The organism is Stenotrophomonas sp. PS02297 (genome assembly GCF_029959705.1).
GTDB classification, from domain to species: domain Bacteria; phylum Pseudomonadota; class Gammaproteobacteria; order Xanthomonadales; family Xanthomonadaceae; genus Stenotrophomonas; species Stenotrophomonas nitritireducens.
On the sequence record NZ_JASCOS010000040.1, the window covers coordinates 20,711 to 28,510 of the forward strand.

Sequence of the window (7,800 nt, forward strand, 5' to 3'; positions counted from 1 at the left end):
CGATACCGCCCGGGGTCATGCCGGCGGGGACACGGGCGGCAGATCGGGCCCTCCCGGGCAAGCAGGAAACCCGCTGGCCGCCGGCCCGCACCTGGCCCGTGGCGGTCAGTCCTTGGTGACGCGGTTGATCTCGGTCAGGCTGGTGATGCCCTGCGCGGCCTTGAGCAGGGCCGACTGGCGCAGGTCGTTGACCCCAATCTTCTGCGCGGCCTCGGCGATGTCCAGCGCGTTGCCGCCCTGCAACACGATCGTGGCGATGTCATCGGTCATCGGCATCACCTGGTAGATGCCGGTGCGGCCCTTGTAACCCTCAGTGCACTCCTCGCAGCCGACCGGCTCGTGGAGCTGGATGCCCTTGTCGATCTGCGCCTGGGTGAAGCCTTCGGCCAGCAGCGCGTTGACCGGCAGTTCCGCACGGCGTTTGCACTGCGGGCACAGTCGTCGCGCCAGGCGCTGGGCGATGACCAGGGTGACCGAAGAGGTGATGTTGTACGGGGCGATGCCCATGTTCATCAGGCGCGCGATGGTCTGCGGCGCATCGTTGGTATGCAGGGTGGACAGCACCATGTGGCCGGTCTGCGCCGCCTTGATCGCGATCTCGGCCGTCTCCAGGTCACGGATTTCGCCGACCATGATCACATCCGGATCCTGGCGCAGGAACGAGCGCAGCGCCGCGGCGAAGGTCATGCCGCGCTTGTTGTTCTGCTGCACCTGGTTCACGCCGGGCAGGCGGATTTCCACCGGGTCCTCGGCGGTGGAGATGTTGCGTGTCTCATCGTTGAGGATGCCCAGCGCGGTATACAGCGACACCGTCTTGCCCGAGCCGGTCGGGCCGGTCACCAGCACCATCCCGTAAGGCTTGTGGATGGCCTCCAGGAACAGCCGCTGCTGCTCGGGCTCGTAGCCGAGCTTGTCGATGCCTAGCTTGGCCGCGCTGCCATCGAGGATGCGCAGCACGATCTTCTCGCCGAACAGCGTCGGCAGCGTGCTCACGCGGAAGTCGATCTGCTTGGCCTTGGACAGGTTGAGCTTGATGCGGCCGTCCTGCGGCACGCGCTTCTCGGCGATGTCCAGCTGCGACATCACCTTCAGGCGCGCGGCGATGCGTTCGCGCAGTTTCACCGGCGCCCTGGCCACCGTCTTGAGCAGGCCGTCGATGCGGAAACGCACCCGGTAGTCGTCCTCGTAAGGCTCGAAATGGATGTCCGAAGCGCCGCGACGGATCGCGTCCACCAGCACCTTGTTGACGAACTTCACCACCGGGGTGTCGTCACCCTTGGCATCGATGCCGGCGTCGCCGCCACCGCCCATGTCCTCATCGCCGGCGGCGACTTCCAGGTCGCCCACGCCCTCTTCATCGTCGCCCAGCCCACCGACCAGGCTCTCGTTGCTCGCCACCCACTGGTCCAGCGTGCGCCGGATCTGGTCCTCATCCACCAGGATCGGCTCGACCACCAGGTTGGTGTGGAACTTGATCTCGTCCAGCGACTGGGTCGGGTTGCTGGTGCCGATGAACAGCTTGCCGCCGCGCTTGAACAGCGGCAGCACGTTGTGCTTGCGCAGCAGCTCCTCGCTGACCAGCTTCATCGCGTTCTGGTTGGCGTCGAACACCGAGGCATCCAGCAACGGCATGCCAAACTCGACGGCATTGGCCGCCGCCAGCTGCGCGGCGTTGACCAGCTTCTTCTCGGCCAGCCACTGCGCCAGCGGCACCTTGGCCGTCCCGGCCTGCGCCATCGCGTTGCGCGCCGCCGCCTCGTCCAGCGCCCCGTCCTGCACCAGGCGGCGGGCAATCCCGGTGATGCCCACCAGATTGGCGGCAACGGCTGTATTCATGGTGTTCCCCGGCACGGACGACAGTCCGGCGATTGTACGGGCAAGCGGAATGGCTGTGATGCGCGCCAACTTGCACATCACCTCCATGCGCATACAATGCGCATCCGACTGGAGGGATCTCCCATGCTCGCCATCTACGACACCACCGCTCCGAAGCGCCCGGTCAACCTTTCCATCAACCAGGACCTTGTCGCCCAGGCCCGCAGCCTGACCACGAACCTGTCCGCCGAAGTGGAAGCCATGCTGGCAAGCTTCGTCGAACGCAAGACCTTGGAACTGCGTAACGACCGCGAGCGCCTGAAGAAGTCGACCGATGCGTGGAACGATTTCAACAGCCGCCATGGCTCCATCGCCGACGAGTTCTCGACGCTCTGATGGCCCAGTACGACGTCTTCAAAAATCCTGGCAGAAACCCGGCGGTTCCCTATGTGGTGGATGTGCAATCGCCTTCGCTGGGCGGATACCACCGCCGGATGGTGGTTCCGCTGGTGCTGCGTACAGCACTCCAGGACATCCATCATCCAACCTTGAACCCGCTCTTCGTGATCGAGCAAAAACAGTGCGTACTGCATCCGCTTGAAATGGTGTCGGTACCGGCCAGCAAACTGGGAGAACCCCTGCATTCCCTGTCAGGGCATGCCAACACGCTCATGGACGCGATCGACATGCTGATCTCCCAGGCATAGGACTGTAGGAAGCAGCGCCTTCAGGCCGGTGACCAGTCCAGCTCTGTAGTGACCCACTGAAAACCTGCTCAGGTGTTAGTTTTCCCAACTGAGGCACCGATGAGCAAATAATGGAAGAAGAGATCAAGCGCTGGGCCGCCCGGCGCTAATCGGCGCTGGTCCTTGAGATCGTCCAGGGCAAGACGACGATGGCCGCAACCAGCCACCGTTCGATCTGACTTCAACGGAAATCGGGATCTGGGTCGAAGACAGCAAGCGCGGCACGTAGAACGTGTTGTGGGCCAAGCCTGAAGACGACGAGCGGCAACTGAAGGGCCTGCAGGAAGCCTACGGCGAGGCCATACCCGCGCATGCTCAATGGACAGGTCGTCAGCACTCACAACCTCGGCCCCTGCGCAGCTAGCAGGCGCGCCATGCTACTTCCGATGTAGTCGGCGCCACCGCAGACAAAAGCTTTAACGCGTCTACCTTCTGGAACATGGGCGAGAAAATATTTCCAGAACACTAACTCACCAAAACTCTATCGGAAAGACACATCAATCACCCGAGCGGCATCACTTTCTGGCACTAAATCTAAGCGCTTTAAGCACTCCCACCCAATATCCAGCTAAAGGAATGATCGAGATCAATTCAGCACGCAGCTGCCGTCACCACCATCACCGTCCATCTTGCATGTCACCGTTCGAGTGCCTGGCGACTGCGGCGTAGCCGTTACCGCGACACCGATAGCCGAGCCGCCGCTGATCGTCAAGCATGCACTGGCCACAGCCACTGGCGGCGTTTCATCGTTATAGAGCATAGCAAGCGCATTGCTGGCATAGGCCTTGGCCTCGGCCATGCAAGCAGTTTCGATCGCATTTTTTCGGTAGTTGCTGTACGTCGGCAAAGCGATCACCGCCAAGACGCCAATGATCGCCACCACGATCATCAATTCAATCAATGTAAAACCACGCTGCTCAATCGGCATCACGACGCCCTCTCAATGCTCAAAATTAGAGCACCCCATTTCGTGGCAATTCACCATAAAAGCAGGCCCTGCAATAGCAGGGCCTGCTTTCTACTACTATTTCAACCGGCAACTTGCGGTCGACGACTGACACTCGACGTCTTTATCACCGACGCCTTTCTTGCTGAACTCTGCGTCCCATGCCGGCGGCGAGGCAACAGTCTCAACCTTGGCTGCGGTAACGGCCACACTGTTAGCCGTACATGCCTGTGCCGTATAGGCGGGCACATCATTATCGGTAAGCCCGCCCTTCACTGCAGAAACATATGAATTCATGAACGCCTTGGCTTCGGCCAAGCACGCATTATTGGCAGACTTAACGCGATAATTGTTGTAGGCGGGCAGCGCGATGGCTGACAGGATGGCGATGATCGCAACCACGATCATCAGTTCGATAAGGGTAAAGCCCTTCTGCATTTTCATTGGTACATCCCCTAGAGGTTGGTATGTGAGCACGACGGACCGTCGCCCGCCGGTATGGAGTTGCACAGCAGGATGCGTGCCAAATGCGCGCAACCTGCCCTGCTCCCCGGAACGCATGATGTCAGCATTGGCAGGGAAGGGAAGCATGGGGTGACGATTCTGCGACTGGCCCGACAAGGTGACGCATTGCGTCACATTACGTCCCGCAAAGAGACCCCAGGGATTCGCCTGGGTTACGCTCACACCTCAGAAACCGCCCGGCCATGATCGCCTTCGGTACATATCTCGCATGGAGCGTGACCCTCGACACGCTTACCGAAGACGGTGATGTCCTCCAACGGCGGACCAGTTACCATGCGATGGTTGTCCGGCCCGGGGAGTGGCTGGACGGGGAGAAAAACTGATGTCTGTTACCCGCAATGCCATGAACAAAGAGCCGATGGCGCGCAGCACCAGCCTTATGCAGCCATTTGTCTGGGAGGGGACCGACAAGCGCGGCGTGAAGATGAAAGGCGAGCAGGGCGCCCGCAATGCCAATCTTCTGCGCGCCGAACTCCGCAAGCAGGGCATTACCCCCACCGTGGTAAAGCCCAAACCGAAGCCAATGTTCGGCGCGGCAGGCAGCGCCATCAAAGCCAAGGACATCGCTTTTTTCAGCCGCCAGATGGCGACCATGATGAAATCCGGCGTGCCCATCGTGAGCGCACTGGAGATCATCGGCAGTGGCCACAAGAACCCACGCATGGCCAAGTTGGTCGGGCAGGTCCGTGCCGACCTGGAAGGCGGCTCCTCGCTGTACGAGGCCATCAGCAAGCACCCTGTGCAGTTCGATGAGCTGTACCGCAACCTGGTGAAGGCCGGTGAAGGCGCCGGCGTGCTGGAAACGGTGCTGGAAACCATTGCCAACTACCAGGAAAACCTGGAAACACTGAAGGGCAAAATCAAAAAGGCTCTGTTCTATCCAGCCATGGTCATCGCCGTGGCGTTGATTGTCAGTTCAATTCTCCTAATCTGGGTAGTCCCACAATTCGAAGAGATCTTCAAGAGCTTCGGCACAGACCTGCCGGTGTTCACCCAGATGATCGTTGCTGCCTCAGACTTCATGGTCGGCTGGTGGTGGCTGATCCTGCTGGTCGCGGTCGTGGGTATCGGCGGCTCCATCTTCGCGTACAAGCGCACCCCGAAGATGCAGTATGCGATGGACCGGCTGATCCTGAAGGTACCGGTGATCGGCCAGATCATGCACAACAGCTCCATCGCCCGTTTCGCCCGGACCACGGCGGTCACGTTCAAGGCCGGCGTCCCGCTGGTCGAGGCGTTGGGCATCGTGGCCGGCGCCACCGGCAACAAGACCTACGAGGATGCGGTCTTACGCATGCGCGACGACGTCGCGGTAGGCTACCCGGTGAACATGGCCATGAAGCAGGTGAACCTGTTCCCGCACATGGTGGTGCAGATGACCGGCATCGGCGAGGAGGCCGGCGCACTGGACACCATGCTGTTCAAGGTGGCCGAATATTTCGAGCAGGAAGTGAACAACGCCGTCGATGCCCTGAGCAGCCTGATCGAACCGATGATCATGGTGTTCATCGGCGTGGTCGTCGGCAGCATGGTGATCGGCATGTACCTGCCGATCTTCAAGCTCGCCTCCACCGTTGGATGATTGATACATGGCATTTCTCGACCAGAACCCGGCGCTGGGCTATCCACTGGCCGCCGGGCTGGGACTGCTGGTAGGCAGCTTCCTCAACGTGGTGATCCTGCGCCTGCCCAGGCGCATGGAGTGGCAGTGGAAGCGCGACGCGCGCGAGATCCTGGACGAGCCGGACATCTACGAGCCGCCGCCGCCCGGCGTGGTGGTGGAGCCCTCGCACTGCCCGCACTGTAAGCACAAGCTGAGCTGGTACGAGAACATCCCGCTGTTCAGCTGGATCATCCAGGGCGGCAAGTGCCGTCATTGCCAGGCGCCGATCTCCATCCAGTATCCGCTGGTGGAACTGTTGACCGCCGTGCTGGTACTGGCCAGCGTGTGGCAGTTCGGCTTCGGCTGGCAGGGCTTCGGCGCGATCGTGCTGACCTGTTTCCTGATCGCACTGTCGGGCATCGACCTGCGCACCCAGCTGCTGCCCGACCAGTTGACCCTGCCGCTGATGTGGCTGGGCCTGATCGGCAGCATGGACAACCTCTACATGCCCGCCAAGCCGGCCCTGATAGGCGCGGCAGCGGGCTATCTGTCGCTGTGGACGGTGTGGTGGCTGTTCAAGCAGATCACCGGCAAGGAAGGCATGGGCCACGGCGATTTCAAGCTGCTGGCGGCGCTCGGTGCCTGGTGCGGACTGAAGGGCATCCTGCCGATCATCCTGCTGTCCTCGCTGGTGGGCGCCATCGTCGGCTCGATCTGGCTGTACGCGCGCGGCCGCGACAAGGCCACCCCGATTCCGTTCGGCCCCTACTTGGCCATCGCCGGCTGGCTGGTCTTCATGTGGGGCGATCCGATGATCGCCGCTTACCGCCACTGGGCCGGCCTGGCGTGACGGCGGCCGCTCCCGGCCGCCCCACGGACATGGCTGTTCGCCCATGAGCGGCTTCATCGTCGGGCTGACCGGGGGCATAGCCTCGGGCAAGAGCGAGGTCACCCGGCGCTTCGAGGCCCTGGGCATCGTCGTGGCCGACGCGGATGTCGCCGCACGCGAGGTAGTGGCACCGGGCAGCCCCGCTCTTGAACAGATAGGCCGGCGCTTCGGCAGCGCGATGCTGCTGGCCGACGGTACGCTCGACCGCGCGCGGCTGCGCGGCCATGTCTTCGGCAACGACGGGGAACGCCAGGCGCTGGAAGCCATCACCCACCCGGCGATCCGTGCACGGGTGCGCGAACTCTGTGAGACAGCCGACGGCCCCTACGCGATCGCCGCGATCCCGCTGCTGGCTGAAGCCGGCGGGCGCGCAACCTATCCCTGGCTCGACCGGATCATGGTGGTCGACGCCCCCGAATCGGTGCGCCACGCCCGCCTGCGCCAGCGCGACGACATCGACGATGCCCTAGCCACGCGCATGATCCAGGCCCAGGCAGGCCGCGACCAGCGCCTGGCGCTGGCCGACGACGTGATCGTCAACGATGGCCACCCCAACCATCTGCAACCGCAGGTGGAAAGACTGGACCGCCTGTACCGGCAGCTGGCGGCCAGGGACGCGCGCGCGCCCTGATGCCAGCGCATGCGCCCGGCGGTGCCCCGCTCTACAAGGCGGCCATGTTCTGTAGCGCCGGGCAACGCCCGGCGGGCTTTCCCGGCCAGGCCTCAGCGGGGCGTTGCCCCGCTCTACAAGGTGGCGGGGCCCTGTAGCGCCGGGCAGCGCCCGGCAGAGCTTTCCCGGCCAAGCCCCAGCGAGGCTTTGCCCCGCTCTACAAGGCGGCGATGTTCCCGTAGCGCCGGGCAGCGCCCGGCAGGGCTTTCCCGGCCAGGCTCCAGCGGGGCGGTGTCCCGCTCTACAAGGCGGCGATGTTCCCGTAGCGCCGGGCAACGCCCGGTGGGGCTTTCCCGGCCAGGCCCCAGCGGGGCGTTGCCCCGCTCTACAAGGCGGCGATGTTCCCGTAGCGCCGGGCAACGCCCGGCGGGGCTTTCCCGGGCAGGCCCCAGCGGGGCTTTGCCCCGCTCTACAAGGCGGCGATGTCCCGTAGCGCCGGGCAACGCCCGGCGGGGCTTTCCCGGCCAGGCCCCAGCGGGGCGTTGCCCCGCTCTACAAGGCGGCCATGTTCTGTAGCGCCGGGCAACGCCCGGCGGGACGTTCCCGGGCAGGCCCCAGCCGGGCGTTTCCCCGCGCTACAAGGCGGCGATGTTCTGTAGCGCCGGG

General features: G+C 63.5%; 7 protein-coding genes and 1 pseudogene. 5 read left to right on the forward strand and 3 right to left on the reverse strand.

The features are described from left to right. Positions 1-105: 105 nt before the first annotated feature. Complete coding sequence (gene pilB, locus QMX80_RS09915) at positions 106-1,836, reverse strand: type IV-A pilus assembly ATPase PilB (protein WP_057505318.1); 1,731 nt, start codon at positions 1,834-1,836, stop codon at positions 106-108. A gap of 123 nt (positions 1,837-1,959) precedes the next feature. Here pilB and QMX80_RS09920 point away from each other — a divergent pair, with 123 nt between their 5' ends. Next, positions 1,960-2,211 carry a type II toxin-antitoxin system CcdA family antitoxin gene (locus QMX80_RS09920; protein ID WP_282276797.1) on the forward strand — a complete coding sequence of 84 codons (252 nt, stop codon included), beginning with the start codon at positions 1,960-1,962 and terminating at the stop codon, positions 2,209-2,211. Beyond that, positions 2,211-2,522 carry a CcdB family protein gene (locus tag QMX80_RS09925; RefSeq protein WP_282276798.1) on the forward strand — a complete coding sequence of 104 codons (312 nt, stop codon included), beginning with the start codon at positions 2,211-2,213 and terminating at the stop codon, positions 2,520-2,522. The genes QMX80_RS09920 and QMX80_RS09925 overlap by 1 nt, the downstream gene beginning before the upstream one ends. 625 nt (positions 2,523-3,147) lie before the next feature. Here QMX80_RS09925 and QMX80_RS09930 read toward each other — a convergent pair. Both QMX80_RS09930 and QMX80_RS09935 read right to left on the reverse strand, forming a co-directional pair. Then, positions 3,148-3,489 (reverse strand): prepilin-type N-terminal cleavage/methylation domain-containing protein, encoded by a 342-nt coding sequence (locus QMX80_RS09930; RefSeq protein WP_282276808.1) that lies wholly within the window; start codon positions 3,487-3,489, stop codon positions 3,148-3,150. 372 nt (positions 3,490-3,861) lie between these two features. Further along, positions 3,862-3,951, reverse strand: a pseudogene (locus tag QMX80_RS09935) (prepilin-type N-terminal cleavage/methylation domain-containing protein); the annotation flags it as partial. A gap of 403 nt (positions 3,952-4,354) precedes the next feature. Between QMX80_RS09935 and QMX80_RS09940 the strand changes: the two are divergent. From QMX80_RS09940 to coaE, 3 genes are read left to right on the forward strand one after another with little or no spacing between them, the layout of a single operon-like run. Next, a complete protein-coding gene (locus tag QMX80_RS09940) occupies positions 4,355-5,614 on the forward strand; it encodes a type II secretion system F family protein (RefSeq protein WP_282276799.1) in 1,260 nt (419 codons plus the stop codon). A 7-nt stretch (positions 5,615-5,621) separates the two neighbouring features. Continuing rightward, positions 5,622-6,485 (forward strand): A24 family peptidase, encoded by an 864-nt coding sequence (locus QMX80_RS09945; RefSeq protein ID WP_282276800.1) that lies wholly within the window; start codon positions 5,622-5,624, stop codon positions 6,483-6,485. A 43-nt stretch (positions 6,486-6,528) separates the two neighbouring features. Then, the gene (gene coaE, locus QMX80_RS09950) at positions 6,529-7,155 is read left to right on the forward strand and encodes a dephospho-CoA kinase (protein ID WP_282276802.1); all 627 of its coding nucleotides are present in this window, start codon (positions 6,529-6,531) and stop codon (positions 7,153-7,155) included. The last annotated feature ends 645 nt before the right edge of the window (positions 7,156-7,800 follow it).